The 17,897-nt window shown below is 45.8% G+C and carries 14 protein-coding genes, 2 pseudogenes and 2 other annotated features; of the genes and pseudogenes, 6 read left to right on the plus strand and 10 right to left on the minus strand.

Annotated features, from left to right (window positions below; all coding sequences use genetic code 11):
* Positions 1–36: 36 nt before the first annotated feature.
* The 7 genes from acpP to yceD all read right to left on the minus strand — a co-directional run bounded on the left by acpP (position 37) and on the right by yceD (position 4,857).
* Complete coding sequence (acpP, locus tag HYN51_RS07760; protein ID WP_108899500.1) at positions 37–273, minus strand: acyl carrier protein; 237 nt, start codon at positions 271–273, stop codon at positions 37–39.
* A gap of 152 nt (positions 274–425) precedes the next feature.
* Positions 426–1,160, minus strand: coding sequence for a 3-oxoacyl-ACP reductase FabG (fabG, locus tag HYN51_RS07765; protein ID WP_108899501.1), 735 nt, complete (start codon positions 1,158–1,160; stop codon positions 426–428).
* Between the two features lie 33 nt (positions 1,161–1,193).
* Positions 1,194–2,123: an ACP S-malonyltransferase gene (gene fabD, locus HYN51_RS07770; RefSeq protein WP_108899502.1), complete on the minus strand. Its 930-nt coding sequence runs from the start codon at positions 2,121–2,123 to the stop codon at positions 1,194–1,196.
* 22 nt (positions 2,124–2,145) lie between these two features.
* Positions 2,146–3,099, minus strand: coding sequence for a beta-ketoacyl-ACP synthase III (locus tag HYN51_RS07775; protein ID WP_108899503.1), 954 nt, complete (start codon positions 3,097–3,099; stop codon positions 2,146–2,148).
* Between the two features lie 6 nt (positions 3,100–3,105).
* Positions 3,106–4,134 carry a phosphate acyltransferase PlsX gene (plsX, locus tag HYN51_RS07780; protein ID WP_108899504.1) on the minus strand — a complete coding sequence of 343 codons (1,029 nt, stop codon included), beginning with the start codon at positions 4,132–4,134 and terminating at the stop codon, positions 3,106–3,108.
* A 14-nt stretch (positions 4,135–4,148) separates the two neighbouring features.
* Positions 4,149–4,319 (minus strand): 50S ribosomal protein L32, encoded by a 171-nt coding sequence (rpmF, locus tag HYN51_RS07785; protein WP_108899505.1) that lies wholly within the window; start codon positions 4,317–4,319, stop codon positions 4,149–4,151.
* A gap of 16 nt (positions 4,320–4,335) precedes the next feature.
* The gene (gene yceD / locus HYN51_RS07790) at positions 4,336–4,857 is read right to left on the minus strand and encodes a 23S rRNA accumulation protein YceD (protein ID WP_108899506.1); all 522 of its coding nucleotides are present in this window, start codon (positions 4,855–4,857) and stop codon (positions 4,336–4,338) included.
* 384 nt (positions 4,858–5,241) lie between these two features.
* Between yceD and HYN51_RS07795 the strand changes: the two genes are divergently transcribed.
* Complete coding sequence (locus HYN51_RS07795; RefSeq protein ID WP_108899507.1) at positions 5,242–5,838, plus strand: Maf family protein; 597 nt, start codon at positions 5,242–5,244, stop codon at positions 5,836–5,838.
* Positions 5,839–5,955: 117 nt separating this feature from the next.
* Here the strand turns inward: HYN51_RS07795 and rluC are convergent, their stop codons facing one another.
* Positions 5,956–6,912: a 23S rRNA pseudouridine(955/2504/2580) synthase RluC gene (gene rluC, locus HYN51_RS07800; protein WP_108899508.1), complete on the minus strand. Its 957-nt coding sequence runs from the start codon at positions 6,910–6,912 to the stop codon at positions 5,956–5,958.
* Positions 6,913–7,513: 601 nt separating this feature from the next.
* Between rluC and rne the strand changes: the two genes are divergently transcribed.
* Positions 7,514–10,783: a ribonuclease E gene (rne, locus tag HYN51_RS07805; RefSeq protein WP_108899509.1), complete on the plus strand. Its 3,270-nt coding sequence runs from the start codon at positions 7,514–7,516 to the stop codon at positions 10,781–10,783.
* Positions 10,784–10,847: 64 nt separating this feature from the next.
* Here rne and HYN51_RS07810 read toward each other — a convergent pair whose 3' ends face one another.
* Both HYN51_RS07810 and dbpA read right to left on the minus strand, forming a co-directional pair.
* Positions 10,848–11,138, minus strand: coding sequence for a putative quinol monooxygenase (locus HYN51_RS07810; RefSeq protein WP_108899510.1), 291 nt, complete (start codon positions 11,136–11,138; stop codon positions 10,848–10,850).
* Positions 11,139–11,177: 39 nt separating this feature from the next.
* Entirely contained in the window at positions 11,178–12,563 is a 1,386-nt protein-coding gene (dbpA, locus tag HYN51_RS07815; RefSeq protein WP_108899511.1) for an ATP-dependent RNA helicase DbpA, read from the minus strand.
* Positions 12,564–12,834: 271 nt separating this feature from the next.
* Positions 12,835–12,938: a sequence feature (Trp leader region), on the plus strand.
* 53 nt (positions 12,939–12,991) lie between these two features.
* Here dbpA and HYN51_RS07820 point away from each other — a divergent pair.
* The 4 genes and pseudogenes from HYN51_RS07820 (at position 12,992) to trpCF (ending at position 17,893) form a co-directional block, all read left to right on the plus strand.
* On the plus strand, positions 12,992–14,554 hold the full coding sequence (locus tag HYN51_RS07820) for an anthranilate synthase component 1 (RefSeq protein WP_108899512.1): 1,563 nt from the start codon (positions 12,992–12,994) through the stop codon (positions 14,552–14,554).
* Positions 14,554–15,123, plus strand: a pseudogene (locus HYN51_RS07825) (glutamine amidotransferase-related protein); the annotation flags it as partial. The gene HYN51_RS07820 and the pseudogene HYN51_RS07825, both read left to right, overlap by 1 nt.
* A gap of 216 nt (positions 15,124–15,339) precedes the next feature.
* Positions 15,340–15,442: a sequence feature (Trp leader region), on the plus strand.
* Between the two features lie 90 nt (positions 15,443–15,532).
* Positions 15,533–16,528, plus strand: a pseudogene (trpD, locus tag HYN51_RS07830) (anthranilate phosphoribosyltransferase); the annotation flags it as partial.
* 3 nt (positions 16,529–16,531) lie between these two features.
* Positions 16,532–17,893 (plus strand): bifunctional indole-3-glycerol-phosphate synthase TrpC/phosphoribosylanthranilate isomerase TrpF, encoded by a 1,362-nt coding sequence (trpCF, locus tag HYN51_RS07835; RefSeq protein ID WP_108899514.1) that lies wholly within the window; start codon positions 16,532–16,534, stop codon positions 17,891–17,893.
* Positions 17,894–17,897: the final 4 nt, after the last annotated feature.

Genomic DNA, 17,897 nt, shown 5'->3' on the forward strand with positions numbered 1-17,897 from the left:
ACTTAGGCGGTCGAATGACCGCCTAGATATGTCTGATTACGCGTTAGCAGCAGTGATATAATCAATTGCTGCCTGAACAGTAGTAATCTTCTCTGCTTCTTCGTCTGGAATCTCAGTATCAAACTCTTCTTCCAGAGCCATAACTAGCTCTACAGTGTCAAGAGAATCAGCACCCAGGTCTTCTACGAAAGAAGCTGCGTTTTTGACTTCGTCTTCTTTAACACCCAGTTGTTCAATAATGATTTTCTTAACACGTTCTTCGATAGTGCTCATACTCTTAAATTTCCTATCAAAACTCGCTAACGCGATGGTTTTCGTAGTTTATTCAATGTTGAAAAAGATGCAACCAAATATCGGCTGGTCGAACCACAATTTTAAGCTATTTTGCTAAATTTAGCGCAATTTGCTTAAAAAAAACGCGATTCTTAAAGCATATACATGCCACCATTCACATGTAAGGTTTCACCCGTAATATATCCAGCTTCATCAGAGGCTAAAAATGCAGCAGCGCTGGCTATCTCTTTTGCTTCGCCCAAACGGTTAGCTGGGACTTGTGACAAAATGCCTGACCGTTGTTCATCTGTCAATGCACGCGTCATATCAGTTTCAATGAAACCTGGTGCAATAACATTGACAGTGATGCCTCTTGAGGCGACTTCACGCGCCAGCGACTTACTAAAACCAATAATGCCAGCTTTAGCCGCAGCGTAGTTTGTCTGCCCTGCATTACCCATTGTACCAACAACTGAGCCAATAGTAATTATCCGACCATAACGTTTTTTCATCATCGCACGCATAACTGCTTTTGATAATCTGAAAACAGATGTCAGATTCGTGTCAATAATATCTTGCCACTCATCATCTTTCATACGCATTAACAGGTTATCACGGGTAATCCCCGCATTATTGATCAGAATATCGATTTCACCAAATTCAGCACGAATAGTCTCAAGTACAGATTCAATAGATGCGGAATCAGTCACATTTAGCGCTAATCCTTTTCCATGAGTCCCCAGATATTCGCTAATCGCCTCTGCACCCGTTTCTGTTGTTGCCGTACCAATAACACGAGCCCCTTCAGAAACCAATTTTTCAGCGATAGCTTTGCCTATACCCCGGCTTGCGCCAGTGACCAGTGCAATTTTTCCGTCTAACTTCATGCATTTCCCCTTTAGGATAAACTCGGTTCTAGCTTACAGTTCCAGAGCACTTTGTAAGCTAGCTGGATCGTTAACCGCAGCGGCTGACAAGGTGTCTACAATGCGCTTGGTTAATCCGGTTAAAACTTTCCCAGGGCCCATTTCCAATAAGAATGTCACCTGTTCTGCCGCCATATACTCAACGGCCTCGGCCCAACGTACCGGACTATACAACTGGCGAACCAATGCATTACGAATCGCTTCGCCATCGGTTTCAGCTTTAACATCGACATTATTAATAACGGCAATTTGTGGTACGTTAAAGTTAACTGATTTCAATGCCTCAGCCAGTTTGTCTGCTGCCGGTTTCATCAATGCACAGTGAGAAGGCACACTGACAGGTAATGGCAGAGCACGTTTAGCCCCTGCCGCTTTACAGGCCGCGCCCGCACGTTCAACGGCCTCTTTATTACCAGCAATCACCACCTGACCCGGTGAGTTGAAGTTAACTGGCGAAACCACTTGGCCTTGAGCCGATTCTTCACAAGCTTTAACAATAGCGTCGTTATCCAGACCGATAATGGCATACATGGCGCCAGTACCTTCTGGTACAGCGTCCTGCATCAACTTACCGCGCAGTTCAACCAGTTTAATCGCGTCTTTAAAATCCAACACGCCAGCACAAACCAGAGCCGAATATTCACCCAAACTATGGCCTGCCAGCACCACAGGCTGTTTACCGCCCTGCTGTTGCCAAACACGCCAGATAGCTACAGATGCAGCCAACAGTGCAGGTTGAGTTTGCCATGTTTTATTCAACTCAGTTTCCGGGCCCTGTTGTACCAGCGACCAAAGATCGTAACCTAATGCCTCGGAAGCCTGAGCAAACATATCCAGTACGGCTGGAAACTCCTCAGCCAGAGTGGTTAGCATGCCAACGGTTTGTGAACCCTGCCCCGGAAATACGATTGCAAATTGACTCATATTTATTTTTCCAGATCCCTACTTAAAAACGAATTAATGCTGAACCCCAGGTGAAACCGCCACCAAAAGCTTCCAGCAAAATAAGATGACCACGCTGAATGCGCCCGTCCCTAACCGCTTCATCCAACGCCGAAGGAACTGATGCTGCTGAGGTATTACCATGACGATCGAGGGTAATGACCACTTTATCTATTTCCATACCCAGCTTTTTCGCCGTAGCTGAAACAATCCGTAAGTTAGCCTGATGGGGAACCAACCAGTCCAGTTCAGATTTATCAATATTATTGGCATTAAGGGTTTCCTCAACAATGTGGGCCAGTTCTGTCACAGCCACTTTAAACACATCGTTACCCTTCATCGTCAGATAATCAGGCTTGGAAGGATCAACCCGATCGTGATTAGGTAAAGTTAATAACTCACCATAACGACCATCAGCATGTAAATGCGTAGAAATAATCCCTGGTTCATCTGAAGCGCCAACAACAATCGCCCCTGCACCATCACCAAACAGAATAATAGTACCGCGATCTTCTGGATCCAACGTGCGACTTAACGCATCAGAACCGATAACCAGAGCGGTTTTAACAAAGCCAGTTTTAACATACTGGTCCGCTACGCTAATAGCGTAAGCAAAACCTGCACAGGCGGCAGCAATATCGAATGCTGCTGCATCTTTAATACCTAAATATTTTTGGACTTCGCAAGCAGCACTGGGGAAAGCGTTACTTGATGAGGTGGTTGCAACAATAATCAACCCAATATCATCTTTATCGATTCCCGCCATTTCAATCGCTTTATCAGCTGCGCGGCATCCCATGGTAGCAACGGTTTCATCCGCTGCGGCGATATGACGTTGGCGAATCCCTGTGCGGGAGACAATCCACTCATCTGTTGTATCTACCATCTGCTCTAGATCGGCATTGGTACGCACTTGTACAGGCAGGTAGCTACCGGTACCGAGAATTTTTGTATACATGGACGATCATTCACTCTTAGGTAATACAGCCTGAAGGCGAGCAGCAATTAGCATGGGAATCTGACGTTCCACCGCCTGCACTGCTTGCTCAATGGCTACGGTGAAAGCCTGTTGATTTGCTGCACCATGACTTTTAATCACGGAGCTGCGTAATCCTAACAGACAGGCACCATTATATCGATCAGGATTTAAATGACCGAAACGCTTGGAGAGACTCTTTTTAAACCAGTAACTGATTAATTTCATCCACCATAAACGCTTCCGCTTCCCTGACGACAGTAATGAAAGGAATACTCTGACTACGCCTTCCAGTGTCTTTAACGTAACGTTACCGACAAAACCGTCGCATACTAACACATCCGTTTCGCCAGTCAGAAGATCGTTACCTTCAAGATAACCGATATAGTTTATCTGTTGGACATCGCGGAGTATAGCCGCAGCAGCCTGAATATTATCAAGGCCTTTAGTCTCTTCTTCACCAATATTCAGTAACGCCACGCGAGGGTTGCTAATCTGCAGAATCTCTTCTGCCATCACCGACCCCATTACAGCAAACTGAACCAACATATCACAGTCACACTCGACGTTGGCACCCAAATCCAGTAACAACGTTTTGCCCCCTTTCTGATTTGGTAAGGCGGTGACCAATGCTGGACGGTCAATACCATCAAGGGGTTTGAGCATCATTTTAGCTAATCCCATTAGCGCACCTGTATTTCCGGCGCTAACACAGGCTTGCGCTTCCCCTTCCTTTAACAGTTCCAGTGCAATACGCATAGAAGTGCCACGGCTATTACGAATAGCCTGAGAAGGTTTGGCATCATTAGCCACCATCAGTTCTGCGGGGATAAGTTGAAGACGTTCAAGAACAGCTGGGTCACATTGATTAAGATGTGGCTGGATATCGAATGGATTACCAACGAGCTTGATAATCAATACTGGATTAGAAGCCAATGCCTGCAAGGCTGCAGGCACTGTTACGCGGGGACCGAAGTCCCCGCCCATAGCATCTAACGCAATGGTTAGACGAGACAAGGCATCACCAGTGATTATTTAGTGATAACCTTGCGGCCACGGTAGTAACCGTCAGCGGTGATGTGGTGACGCAGGTGGGTTTCACCTGAGACTTTATCCACAGATACTGCAGCTGTAGTCAATGCATCATGTGAACGACGCATGCCACGTCTTGAACGGGTACTTTTGTTCTGTTGTACGGCCATCGACCTTACTCCTCGGTTACTTTTGCTTTAAACTGGCTAATACGGCAAATGGATTTGGTTTTTCCGCCTCTGGCGGTAGTTCACCAAAACTCATGTCCGCTTCGGACACTTCACAGTGTTCATATTCATGAACCGGCGCTATCGGTAATGAAAGAATAAGTTCATCTTCAATCACTGCCAGCAAATTGATTTCGCCAAACTCATCGACTTCAATCGGCTCGTAGCCTGCCGGTAATGCTTCTGCCTGCTCATCATTCTTGATCGGGCTGAAACAATACGTTGCGTGAATAGTGTAAGGGAAATTGCCATTACAACGCTGACACATCAAGGTTACGGGAACCGTGGCCTGCCCTGTAATCACAACTAACCGCTGATTATCAATATTAAATGATACTTCAGCTTCAACATCACCATCCACACTTACTACTGACTCTGCTAACCGCAGGGCTTGAGTGCCTGAATAAATACCTGAGTAATCCAGACTTTTCTGAGCCGTACGGAGCGGATCAATAGTTAAGGGTAATTTTACCTTTTGCATAGGGCGCGCATATTAACGTTGTCATGGCTGATAGTCAAAGGAAATGCACGTAAATAACGCGCTTTTAACGATCTCAGCTTTTTAGAATGGGCATAGTTTAAAGCAGCTAGGGCCGTTTCGCTATTGTTTTAATAAAAATTTTATACATCAGATAAATGAATTATTCATTAATTTATAAAAGAAAACAGGTTCTATTATCACCATGTAATAAATTGATAAGCTTTGTCGGTAGGTTAAATTATTTTAATAACCAATAAACAGTGATTAATTAACCGCCATATCCTATTGAAAATAAATCTTCGCCCTATCCTATTATGACGAAGGGATGAATTACCTTTATTATGTTCGTTTCAACACTATCAATGCCTTTATACGATAAATAATATGACAAAACTCATTTTGGCCTCAACATCACCCTATCGTCAGGCTTTATTGGAAAAGCTGGGTATTCCTTTTACCTGCATCGCACCTGAAGTAGATGAAACGCCTAATGCAGGTGAATCTGCTGAATCACTGGTTATCCGGCTAGCCATCAGCAAAGCTGAAGCTGTGGCTAAACATAATCCGGGCTGTTTAGTTATTGGTTCCGATCAGGTATGTGTTTTAGGCCACCAAATCACCGGAAAACCGCTTAATAGAGAAAATGCGATTGCCCAGCTAACTCAAGCCAGTGGACAATCAATTATCTTCTACACCGGACTTTGTTTATATAACAGCCATAATCAAAAGACTGAAGTCATATGCGAGCCTTTTACTGTCTTTTTTCGTCATCTTAGTCAGGAAGAAATCGAAGCCTATGTTGACCAAGAGCAGCCATGGTATTGCGCAGGTAGTTTTAAATCGGAAGGATTAGGTATTACGTTGTTTGAACGATTAGAGGGACGAGATCCCAACAGCCTGATTGGGCTTCCACTCATTGCCCTCAATCATATGCTGATAAAAAACGGATTAAACCCATTAACCAGAAGTAAAGATGCATAGATTATTGAATGATTCGTGACAGCGTCACGAATCATTCAATAATAACAAAATTAGTATTCGCACTTTTGCTGTTTAATATGAATAAAACTCAGACAAAAGTGCGAAATGGCAAGAAGCTTAAGATTTTTGAGCGCGTAATACGGTTAAACAGCGATGAAGCGTTTTATCCATCGGCGCTTCAACTCTCATCGTTTCTCCCGTAGAGGGATGTTCAAAACGCAAGCTAGCCGCATGAAGAAACAGACGATTCAAACCGGTATGCTCAAGCTGCCGATCAAATTCCCGATCGCCATAGCGATCGTCAAAAGCAATAGGATGGCCAGCATGAAGAGTATGAACGCGAATTTGATGGGTTCTTCCAGTGACCGGACTGGCCTTAACCAGTGTGGAAAACTCAAATCGCTCTTCTACTTTAAAGCGGGTTTCTGAAGGTTTTCCTTCGGCATCAACCCGGACTATCCGTTCACCACTTTGCAATACGTTCTTTAATAAAGGTGCCTGTACCACTTTACAATGGGACTGCCACTGACCACGAACCAGCGCTAGATAATCTTTTTGCATGGTTTTCAAACGTAATTGTTCATGCAATACACGCAATGCTGAGCGCTTTTTCGCTACCAGTAAAATTCCGGATGTTTCACGATCTAAACGATGCACCAATTCAAGAAATTTAGCGTCTGGTCGAAGTGCCCTTAAACCTTCGATCACACCAAAACTCAAACCGCTTCCACCGTGAACCGCAGTTCCTGAAGGCTTATTCATGACCAAAATATGATCGTCTTCATACAGAATACAGTGTTCCAGTGCGGCAACTTTATCTAATTTGGCTGAAACGGTGGATTCTTCCCGCTCAGCAACTCGAACAGGTGGAATTCGAATAATATCGCCGTCTTCCAGCTTATATTCAGGCTTGATACGTTTTTTATTTACGCGAACCTCACCTTTACGCAGCACACGATAAATCATGCTTTTTGGCACGCCTTTCAGCATGGTTCTCAAAAAGTTATCAATGCGCTGCCCTGCCGTATCGGCAGTAATGGTGACAGTTTGTACAGTTGGTTGATTTGTTTTCATAACGCTGATTCTACCACGATCATTTTTTGCTAAATATGCCTTATTAACCGGTTTTAATGACTACACTTATCAATAGTGCTATTTGAGCTGAAAAATAAATAAGACACGTGTTGCAAATATGCCTTCATCTTCCGGCATGCAAGCCTCTGTCGGCGTTAACTTTAACACGTTTTTTACATTATTACGTATCTGAGTAAAAGTCACCTTGCCATAATGCGGTTGGCAGTTGATAATGTGGCTGATTTTCTACCCTGACTCGCTTTGAAGTGAGATAACAGGGAAAAATGAAATTTGCAGATAGCTCAAGTAGTGCAGCAATGGCGTAAGACGCATTGAGTATCAGGCAATTAGCGAGCTACAGGTAGTGGCCTGGACAGTATTAAGGGACCCGATTTCCACAGATGTTAGGAACGGCTTTCCCCGATAAAAAGCGCTGTTTTCACAAAGAAAAACAGGCTTACCGAGATAATGCGCCCCTGTGCAGGCGACAACCGTGAGGTTGACGATTTTGCGATTAGACTCGGGGCCGTCGGTTAACACTGTCCATCAGTTCCTCTATGTGTAGACTCAATTGACAATGTAAAAAAATGAGTATTTTTTAATGAAAAGAATGTTGATTAACGCAACTCAACAGGAAGAGTTGCGTGTAGCCTTAGTTGACGGGCAACGTCTGTATGATTTAGATATTGAAAGTCCAGGGCATGAGCAAAAAAAGGCAAATATATATAAAGGTAAGATTACCCGCGTTGAACAAAGCCTTGAAGCCGCATTTGTTGACTACGGTGCAGAACGACACGGTTTCCTCCCTTTTAAAGAAATTTCCCGCGAGTATTTCTCATCTAATTCCGCTTCTCAGGGTCGTCCTAACATTAAGGATGCACTGCATGTCGGGCAGGAAGTGATTGTTCAGGTCGATAAAGAAGAACGTGGAAATAAAGGCGCAGCACTGACAACGTTTATCAGTCTGGCCGGTAGTTATTTAGTTCTGATGCCCAATAACCCACGCGCTGGTGGTATTTCTCGCCGCATTGAGGGTGACGACCGTCAGGAATTGAAAGAAGCACTGGACTCATTAGAAATCCCTAACGGTATGGGTTTAATTGTCCGTACTGCCGGCGTAGGTAAATCAGCCGAAGCGTTACAGTGGGACCTGTCTTTCCGTTTAAAACACTGGGAAGCAATTAAAAAAGCGGCAGAAAGCCGCCCTGCGCCATTCCTGATCCATCAGGAGAGTAATGTTATTGTTCGTGCTTTCCGTGACTATTTACGTCCGGATATTGGTGAGATTCTGATCGACAACATCAAGATCCTCGATCTGGCTAAAGAACATATCGCCGCGTTAGGCCGTCCAGACTTCAGCAGCAAAATCAAACCTTACACCGGTGAAATTCCGCTGTTTAGTCACTATCAAATTGAATCGCAGATTGAATCTGCATTCCAACGCGAAGTACGCCTTCCATCTGGTGGTTCGATCGTTATTGATACCACTGAGGCGTTAACCGCTATCGATATCAACTCCGCCCGTTCTACTCGCGGTGGCGATATTGAAGAAACTGCATTTAATACCAATCTAGAAGCAGCCGATGAAATTGCCCGTCAATTACGTCTACGCGACTTAGGTGGTTTAATCGTTATCGACTTTATTGATATGACCCCGATTCGCCATCAGCGCGAAGTAGAGAATCGCTTACGCGACGCCGTCCGTCAGGACCGTGCCCGTATTCAGATTGGTCGTATCTCGCGTTTTGGCCTGCTGGAAATGTCCCGTCAGCGCCTGAGTCCTTCACTGGGTGAATCCAGCCACCATGTCTGCCCTCGTTGTAACGGTACGGGCACCGTGCGTGATAATGAATCCTTATCTCTGTCTATTCTTCGTCTGATTGAAGAAGAAGCACTGAAAGACAATACCAAAGAAGTTGACGCTATTGTTCCCGTGCAAATTGCCTCTTATCTGTTAAACGAAAAACGTGAATCAGTTAATGCCATTGAACGCCGTTCTGGTGGCAAGGTTCGCGTGGTGGTGGTTCCAAACGATCGAATGGAAACGCCACATTATGAAGTGATTCGTAAGAAACCTGGCGAAGAGAGCAATGTACTGAGTTACATGCTGCCACAGTTACATGAAACCGTAACTGAATCAGAAGAAGAGACCGTACTCGAGCGCAAAATGCCAGAGCAGCCAGCCTTAACCAGCTTCTCTATGCCGACAGAATCTGCTCCGGTTGAAGAGGTAAAAGCACCTGTTGTCGCTACGCCTGTCGCCAGCCAACCCGCAGGCCCGGGTCTGTTCTCTCGTTTTGTTAGCGGATTAAAAAGTCTGTTAGCTCCGGCAGAAACCGTTGCAGCTCCGGTTGAAAAAGCATCGGCTGAAAAATCATCCGGCAACCAACAAGATCGCCGCAACAATCGCCGTAACAACAATCGTAAAGATCGCACTAACGACCGTAGCGACCGTAGCGACCGTAGCGACCGTAATAACGATCGTCAAAACCGTGATAACAGTCAAGAATCACGTCGTAATAACCGTCAAGCTGCGGTAGCACCACAAGAGAATGTTCAGGAAGCGGCTACCGCAACCACCGTAGTTCGTGATGAGAATCGTCGTGAAACTCGTGCAGAACGTCAACGTCGTCGTAATGAAGACAAGCGTCAACAACAGCAACAAGCTGTACAAGCTGTACAAGCAGAGCAGCAGGTTGAAGCCGTTATAGAAAATGATGTTTCTGTAGAGATAGAGGAAGAAAAACCGACTCAGGCGCCAGCACAGCGTCGTCAACGTCGTCAAATGAACCAAAAGGTTCGCGTTGCGACTCAAAACGATCAAGCAGATGAAAATATTGTGCCAGTGGCTGCGGTGAAAACTCATGTTGCTCCGGTAGAAGAAATTAAATTACTACCTCAGCCAGCAGATATCAGTGAAAACTTCGTGGCTCCAGCGCCACTGGCTGATGAAACTGATGGAGATAAAAACGGTTATAACAACGCAACCGATAATAACGGTATGCCGCGTCGTTCTCGCCGTTCCCCTCGTCACCTGCGAGTGAGTGGCCAACGTCGTCGTCGCTATCGTGATGAGAAATATCCAACGGTTTCTCCGATGCCATTAACATTCGCAATGGCTTCACCAGAGATGGCATCAGGTAAAGTTTGTATTAATTATGCAGCGCTGGTAACAGAACAGGTGAAGGTTTTTGAGTCGGTTGAAGCACTGGAAGCTGCTAACTCTCAGCAAACTGCTACAGCATCAGCGGTTACTGCGGTGGTTGAAGCACCAATAGAACCTCAAGTGGTTACATCAGCGCCAATAATTGAAACATTATCGTCTGTTGAGCCGGTGATTGCAGTCGCCTACGTTGCTGAACGTGATGAACAACCTACTCCGGTCACAGAACTGGTTGTCACTCCATCAGTAGAAACCGTATGGCATGTTGAAGCGCCATCACCGATGAATATTGCGCCAATTGAAGCACCAAAACCATTGCAAAGTGAATCAGCACCGGCACCTGAAGCGATTTCAGTGGGTAGTTCATCGGCTCCGGCTGCTTCTCCTGCATTCAGTGCTGAGCCTGAAGCTATCGTTAAAGAAGTGATTCAAGCGGTAGTTGAAGCGCCAGCGGTTGAAGTTATCAATACTGAGCCGGCTGAAAAGAAAGCGGCGAGCGTAGCCAGCTCCCCTGCCTTTAAACCGGTTATGCCTGAATTAGACATCGTTGAAGCAGAGGAAACCCCTTTGATTCCACAAGCTAAATTTGAAGAAGTGCCCGTAGTTCCAGTCGCTAAAGAAATGGCGGCCAAGACTTCAGCAGGTGGTCACGCGGCCACTAACTATGCCAGCGCTCCTGCCGCAAGACCGGCTCCAGTTGATGATTAATCGATTGTAATATAGCGAAAACAAAAAGCCCGCAAAATGCGGGCTTTTTTACCACTTCAAAAAACTAATAGATTTTTGTCATCAAATTAATCGTCAGCGACTCGATTTTACCTTTGGCGAATTGACCAAAGGAGACAAAATGAGACGAATTATTGTGAATATCCAATATTTCTTGTGATGCCCAGCGCTCTACAAATACATAAACCTGTGAATTCTGATTGTCCTGATGCAAATCATATTGCAGACATCCCGCTTCATCTCTGCTGCTATCTACCAGTTTTTTTAGCGCATCCAGTAAGGGAGCCTGAAAATCTGCTTTAATAGTCAATGTTGCAACAATAGTTATTTCGCTCATTTAAGATCCTTAGCCTTTTTTCATGTCATAACAATAAAATTATTTAATTAACCATACCCGACAATTTTTGCCTTTAATTTTTCCATTACGCAACTGTTCGAGGGCAAATCTGGCTTGCTGGCGACGAATAGCCACATAAGCCTGTGTATCAAAGATTGCTATTTTTCCAACATCAGCCGCAGTTAGCCCAGCATCTCCAGTCAATGCGCCGAGTATATCTCCTGGACGAACTTTTGCTTTTCGCCCACCGTCAATGCTCAACGTCAGCATATTCGATACCACTGGCTGAATATCACTATGATTAAAGCGCTCCGACGGTTTCCACTCTAATCGTTCAGAAAGATAGTCTTCAATAGCGTGGGCACGCTGTAGCTCATTCACCGTGCAAAAACTGATGGCCATTCCCTCAGCTCCGGCCCTGCCGGTTCGTCCGATACGGTGAACATAAACCTCTGGATCAAAAGGTAACTCAAAGTTAACCACTAATGGAAGATCCTTAATATCCAATCCTCTGGCAGCCACATCGGTTGCCACCAATACGCGGCAGCTTTGATTGGAGAACTGAACCAGTACACGCTCACGATCCCGCTGTTCTAGATCACCGTGCAGAGCCAATACGCTGCTACCGGTGGCGCTTAATATTTCAGCGATCTCTTGGCAATCCCGTTTAGTGTTAGTAAACACAACGCATGATTCAGGCTGAATGCTGGAAAGAATACTCTGTAGCAGATTAATACGCTGTTGTGCAGGAACTTCAATAAACTGCTGTTCGATATGAATCCGGTCATCTGCCGATTCAATAATAATTCGCTGAGGTGAACGTTGAACTCGCGCACTCATTTTTTCAATATCGACAGGATAAGTAGCAGAAAACAGCAGCGTCTGGCGTTGAGATGGCGTATGGCTAATGATGTCATTCACTTCATCAGAAAAACCCATATCCAGCATTCTATCGGCTTCATCCAGCACCAGAATATTCAGGTCGTTCAGCGTCAGAGTCCCTTTGCGTAAATGGTCCTGAATTCGTCCTGGTGTCCCTACAATTATGTGGGCGGGATGGGCCAGTGAATCGACTTGTGCCCCCATTGGTTGACCACCACACAGCGTCAACACTTTAATATTGGCAATAGCCCGAGCCAAGCGTCGAAGCTCTTTACTGACCTGATCGGCAAGTTCTCGGGTGGGGCAAAGTATTAATGCCTGAGTACGGTAAGCATCAACCTGAATGGCAGATAGCAACCCAATACCAAATGCAGCCGTCTTCCCGCTACCGGTTTTTGCCTGTGCCACCACATCCTTTCCCTGCAAAATAACAGGCAGCGCTGCGGCTTGAATAGGGGTCATTTGTGCATAACCCAGCTCATGAAGGTTATCAATCAGCGCTTTATCCAGCGGCAATTCAGAAAAGGATAGTGTTGTACTCACAGGAGACTCTTTAGCAGAAAGTGAACGGGCTGGTATAGGCCAGACGAGTCGCTGATATTAGCAGATTTTTTGCCTTATTGATGCTTATAACTTTTCCCGGATAAGGCACCTTTAAATGCGGCCTTAAGCTCCCCGGTTTTAAGTCACTCAGAACAATTTTAATTTTTCTTGGGCAATGCAGTTGACACCTTCGAAAAAAACCAGTTTACTAGTACATGAGTTCAATCAATTTATACGGACAACCATCATGATGATATACCCCATTGTACTAACAGGTTGGTGGCGAGACTTCCCTTAGCGGGCGGCTTACTTGCACCATATTGTCATCTGATAAAGCAAATAACCCTAAAGCCCGCAAAATGCGGGCTTTTTTATTGCCTGACCATTGATAGATAACCAACAGAAACTAACTCATACTGGCGTACATCATGCAAACACAGAAACCAACATTGCAATTATTCACCGCAGAGACGCCGTATCGTGACGATCCTACGGCTATTTTCACCCAACTTTGTCATCATCGCCCTTCTACTTTGTTACTGGAATCAGCCGAAGTTGACAGTAAACAAAATTTGAAAAGCCTGTTAGTCATTGATAGCGCATTACGTATTACGGCTAAAGGCCGTCAGGTAACACTCCGAGCGCTGACAGAAAATGGTAATGCACTGTTAGCCTTGCTGGACCAACAGCTACCAAAAGAGGTGAATAACCTTATTAGCCCCGGACAACGAGATCTGGTTTACCCTCTTATTGATGCGATACAGGATGAAGATGCCCGATTGAAGTCCATCTCTGTCTTTGATTCATTACGCCAGTTACTTACTTTGGTTAATGTCCCTCAGGATCAGCGAGAAGCTATGTTCCTTGGCGGCCTGTTTGCCTACGATCTGGTGGCTGGTTTTGAAGATCTCCCTGCGCTGGAAAGCGATCGCCGCTGTCCCGATTTCTGTTTTTATCTGGCAGAAACCCTACTGATTCTCGATCATCAAAATGGCGGTTCTCGTCTTCAGGCTAGCCTGTTTACGCCAAATGAGGTTGAACAACAGCGGCTAAAATCACGTCTGACCGAAATTCAACAACAATTGCGCGCACCGGCTTCACCAGTAACAGCCCCGTCACTCGGCCATATGCAATTAAATTGCGATCGCAGTGATGAAGAGTATGGCGATATTGTCCGTGAGCTACAGCAATCTATTCGCCGCGGTGATATTTTTCAGGTGGTGCCTTCACGTCGTTTCACGCTACCTTGCCCTTCTCCACTGGCGGCTTATCAAACCCTGAAAGAGAACAACCCTAGTCCTTATATGTTTTTTATGCAGGATGAGGCATTCTCGCTATTTGGCGCATCGCCAGAGAGTGCACTGAAGTATGACGCTGACAGTCGCCAAATTGAAATCTATCCTATTGCCGGTACTCGCCCGCGGGGCCGCCGGCCTGATGGCTCGTTGGATAAGGATCTGGATAGTCGCTTTGAACTGGATATGCGTACCGATCATAAAGAACTGGCGGAGCACATCATGTTAGTGGATTTAGCCCGTAACGATCTGGCGCGCATTTGTGAAGCCGGTAGTCGTTATGTGGCCGACTTAACCAAAGTTGACCGTTATTCTTTTGTCATGCATTTAGTTTCGCGGGTGGTTGGGACACTGAGAGGGGATCTCGATGCTCTGCACGCCTATCAAGCCTGTATGAACATGGGCACCTTAAGCGGCGCACCGAAAGTTCGGGCGATGCAGTTGATAGCCCAATACGAAGGTGTTCGTCGCGGCAGCTATGGTGGCGCGGTTGGGTATTTTACCGCCCATGGGGATCTGGATACGTGTATCGTTATTCGTTCCGCCTATGTTGAAGACGGCATTGCTACAATTCAGGCGGGAGCCGGCGTCGTTCTAGATTCGAATCCACAGTCTGAAGCAGATGAAACCCGCAATAAAGCCAGAGCCGTACTACGGGCTATTGCCAGTGCCCATCAGGTTAAGGAGATTTTCTAATGGCTGATATCTTATTGCTCGATAATATTGACTCTTTTACCTACAACTTGGTCGATCAACTTCGGGCCAGCGGTCATCAGGTAACCATTTATCGTAATCAATTGCCTGCCGATCTGATTATTCGACAAATTGAACGAATGAACAATCCGGTACTGATGCTATCGCCAGGCCCGGGCAAACCATCAGAAGCGGGATGTATGCCAGAATTACTTTCCGCACTGCTCGGTAAGTTACCCATTATTGGCATCTGCCTAGGTCATCAAGCCATCGTTGAGGCTTATGGAGGCACCGTTGGTCAAGCCGGCGAAATCCTACATGGCAAATCATCACCCGTTACCCATGACGGCATGGCTATGTTTGAAGGATTACCTTCTCCTTTACCCGTTGCCCGTTACCATTCGCTGGTGGGTACGGACATTCCCCCAGCGCTCACCGTTAACGCACATTTTAATCAGATGGTGATGGCGGTTCGTCACGATCGGCATCGCGTATGTGGTTTTCAGTTCCATCCTGAATCTATTTTAACTGCTCAGGGAGCACGACTGTTAGACCAAACGTTGGCATGGGCCCTATCCTGAAAAATTAACCATATGAAAAACAAAATTAATTTACTCTCTCTTTTGGCAGGGAAAACCGAGTGACTAAGAAAATAAAAATATCTTTTGTTTTCTATATTAAAAATATTGACAGCAATACATAAAACTAGTTTACTAGTACATAGATGCAGTCAATAACTAACACAACTCCATAAAGGTAATATCATGATGACATTAAATGTTTTAGTAAATCGTTGGTGGCGATTCTTCCCTTAGCGGGCGGTTTACTTGCACCAATTTGTCATCTGATAAAGCAAATAGCCAAAAGCCCGCAAAATGCGGGCTTTTTTATGGACGCTTTTCACCACAGATAGGCATCCTGGCAAAGAAACAAATACTCATAAAAACGGCGTACACGAAAATGCAAACACAAGACATGATGCAATCGATTCTTAATAAATTATTCCGTGCCGAATCATTAACTCAGCAGGAAAGCCAGATGCTTTTCAGTAGCATTGCACATGGAGAATTAGAGCCTTCACAATTGGCCGCCGCGCTGATCAGCATGAAAATTCGTGGGGAGACACCGGATGAAATCGCTGGCGCGGCAAACGCATTTTTAGCTGACGCCATGCCCTTCCCGCGTCCAGACTACGATTTTGCCGATATCGTCGGTACCGGTGGTGATGGCACTAACAGCATCAATATTTCAACCGCCAGCGCTTTTGTTGCCGCTTCTTGCGGTATAAAAATCGCCAAGCACGGTAACCGGAGCGTTTCCAGCCGTTCTGGTTCTTCTGACCTGCTGGCCGCACTGGGCATTAAACTGGACTTACCCGCTGACGTTTCTCGTCAGGCGCTAGATGAATTGGGCGTCTGCTTTCTGTTTGCGCCGCAGTATCACTCTGGCTTTCGCCACGCGATGCCGGTACGCCAGCAGTTAAAAACCCGTACGCTGTTTAACGTATTAGGCCCGTTAATTAATCCAGCCCGTCCGAAAAAAGCACTGATTGGTGTTTACAGCCCTGAACTGGTACTCCCTATTGCAAAAACGCTAAAAGCGCTTGGCTATCAACGGGCTGCCGTTGTTCACGGTGGCGGTATGGATGAGGTCGCCGTACATGCGCCAACGCAGGTTGCCGAGCTACGCGATGGTGAAATCGAATGCTATCAGTTAACCAATCAGGACTTTGGCCTGAACCAATATGCACTGTCTGACCTTGAAGGGGGTACCCCAGAAGAAAACCGTGACATTTTGTCTCGCTTGTTACAAGGTAAAGGTGAAATTGCCCATGCGTCTGCTGTAGCGGCGAATGTGGCAGTATTAATGAGATTATTTGGACAAGAAAATCTGCGTATCAACGCGCAACAGGCAATGGATGCAATTAATAGTGGTGCCGCCTTCGATAGAGTGCAGGCACTCGCGGCAAGAGGATAAATGATGCAAGAAACCGTATTAACGCGCATTGTTCGTGATAAGCAGGTCTGGGTCGCAGAACGTCGTCAAAAACAGCCACTGGAAAACTTTCGTCATAAAATTATTCCCAGTGAACGTAGCTTCTACCAGGCGTTAACCCGTGATAACAGCGTTTTTATTCTGGAGTGTAAAAAAGCATCCCCATCAAAAGGGGTGATTCGTCAGAATTTTAATCCGCGAGCTATCGCTGAAAGTTACCGTAATTTTGCCTCCGTGATTTCCGTATTAACCGATGAAAAATATTTTCAGGGCAACTTTGATTATCTGACGCTGGTTAGCAATCAGGTCCATCAGCCGGTGTTGTGCAAAGATTTTATCATTGATGAATATCAGATCTATCTGGCCCGCTTCTACCATGCCGATGCCGTTCTACTGATGCTTTCGGTACTGGATGATGAGCAATATATCGAGCTAGCCGCGGTTGCTCATTCACTCAACATGGGCGTGTTGACGGAAGTTAGCAATGAAAGCGAACTGCAACGTGCCATTGCATTACAAGCCCGTGTCGTAGGTATCAACAATCGGGATTTACGCGATCTCTCTATCGATCTGAATCGCACCCGTACTATGGCACCACAATTACCTGAATCCACCATCGTTATTAGCGAATCGGGGATTAATAACTACCAGCAAGTACGTGAACTCAGCCAGTATGCCGATGGTTTTCTTATCGGTAGCGCACTGATGTCAGAAGAGAATCTGGATCTGGCGATACGCCGTGTTCTTTTTGGTGCCAACAAGGTATGTGGGTTAACTCGTCCAGAAGACGCCGCTGCCGCTTATCATGCCGGTGCGGTATACGGTGGTTTAATCTTTGTTGGTAAATCACCGCGCTATATTGATTTAGTTCAGGCTCAAAAAGTCGCCGCTGCGGCTCCGCTAAAATGGGTTGGCGTTTTTAGTAATGCCAAGGCCGACACCATTTGTCTGGCCGTTGAACGCATTAATCTCTCCGCCGTTCAACTCCACGGTAACGAAAATAGCGACTATATTCATGACTTACGTTCACGTTTGCCAGCCAATTGCCAGATCTGGAAAGCGCAGAGTGTCGATGGTCAGCTACCCGAACTGAATAATCCACAGGTTGATTACTATCTGCTGGATAACGGTGCTGGCGGCACCGGACAATCTTTCGACTGGCAAGTATTACAAGGTCAGGAACTGGGTAATGTGATGGTAGCCGGTGGATTAAGCCCGGGAAATACCGCCACAGCAGCCAGCCTTGGCTGCCAAGGGTTGGATTTTAATTCCGGAGTGGAAAGCCAGCCAGGCCATAAAGACATTACCAAAATTAACGCGGTATTTAACATACTACGCAACTATTAATAAT

The organism is Limnobaculum parvum (assembly GCF_003096015.2).
Lineage (GTDB): Bacteria > Pseudomonadota > Gammaproteobacteria > Enterobacterales > Enterobacteriaceae > Limnobaculum > Limnobaculum parvum.

Coding starts and splice junctions, on each gene's coding strand:
- acpP (WP_108899500.1), bottom strand. CDS start 273: ATGAGCACTATCGAAGAACGTGTTAAGAAAATCATTATTGAACAACTG.
- fabG (WP_108899501.1), bottom strand. CDS start 1,160: ATGAAGTTAGACGGAAAAATTGCACTGGTCACTGGCGCAAGCCGGGGT.
- fabD (WP_108899502.1), bottom strand. CDS start 2,123: ATGAGTCAATTTGCAATCGTATTTCCGGGGCAGGGTTCACAAACCGTT.
- HYN51_RS07775 (WP_108899503.1), bottom strand. CDS start 3,099: ATGTATACAAAAATTCTCGGTACCGGTAGCTACCTGCCTGTACAAGTG.
- rpmF (WP_108899505.1), bottom strand. CDS start 4,319: ATGGCCGTACAACAGAACAAAAGTACCCGTTCAAGACGTGGCATGCGT.
- yceD (WP_108899506.1), bottom strand. CDS start 4,857: ATGCAAAAGGTAAAATTACCCTTAACTATTGATCCGCTCCGTACGGCT.
- HYN51_RS07795 (WP_108899507.1), top strand. CDS start 5,242: ATGACAAAACTCATTTTGGCCTCAACATCACCCTATCGTCAGGCTTTA.
- rluC (WP_108899508.1), bottom strand. CDS start 6,912: ATGAAAACAAATCAACCAACTGTACAAACTGTCACCATTACTGCCGAT.
- rne (WP_108899509.1), top strand. CDS start 7,514: ATGAAAAGAATGTTGATTAACGCAACTCAACAGGAAGAGTTGCGTGTA.
- HYN51_RS07810 (WP_108899510.1), bottom strand. CDS start 11,138: ATGAGCGAAATAACTATTGTTGCAACATTGACTATTAAAGCAGATTTT.
- HYN51_RS07820 (WP_108899512.1), top strand. CDS start 12,992: ATGCAAACACAGAAACCAACATTGCAATTATTCACCGCAGAGACGCCG.
- trpCF (WP_108899514.1), top strand. CDS start 16,532: ATGCAAGAAACCGTATTAACGCGCATTGTTCGTGATAAGCAGGTCTGG.